The organism is Streptomyces boncukensis (genome assembly GCF_011045075.1).
Taxonomy (GTDB): domain Bacteria; phylum Actinomycetota; class Actinomycetes; order Streptomycetales; family Streptomycetaceae; genus Streptomyces; species Streptomyces boncukensis.
In genome coordinates, this window is record NZ_JAAKZZ010001098.1 from 1 (window position 1) to 574 (window position 574).

The 574-nt window shown below is 70.7% G+C and carries 1 pseudogene; it reads right to left on the reverse strand.

Annotated features, from left to right (window positions below):
- Nucleotides 1–574 (reverse strand): annotated as a pseudogene (locus G5C65_RS38135) (Tat pathway signal protein); the annotation flags it as partial.

Sequence of the window (574 nt, forward strand, 5' to 3'; positions counted from 1 at the left end):
GGTGGACTTCTCGTACGGGGGCAGCTCGTCCTTGCCGGGGTCGAGGAGGGGCGCGGTGTGGACGGTGGCGCTGTAGTAGCCGCGCGACGTCTCGGTGGCCTCCTTGCCGAGGTTCTGATGTGACGTCCGCACGGTGATCTCCACCAGCTCACGGCCCTGCGTGGAGACGAGAGGGAGCATCGCGGTGGCGAAGGAGAACCGGCCGGGGAGGGGGCCGGTGGGAGTGTGACCGCTGAGGCTGCCTGAACTGACGGCTTCGTAGTCGCCGTGGTCGTGGTAGTTGGCCTGCTCGCCGTCGACCAGCAGCACGGTCTTGTACGTCGAGTCGTCCTCGCCCCAGAGCTTCAGGGTGAGGAAGTTCTGCCGGACGGGATCGGCCTTCATCGTGAACCGCAGCTCGCCCAGGAGAGTCCCCGGCTCGGCGGGCGGCCGGGCGACGCGGGCGGGGAGGCCGTGGGCACCGGTCACGGCTTCGGTGTCGGCTCCGTGGAACCCGTGCGCCTTCTCGGAGGCGGGGTCGCCGAAGGCGACGCGGTCGAGGGTGCCGTCCCGCGCTCCGGCCGTGTCCGAAGGG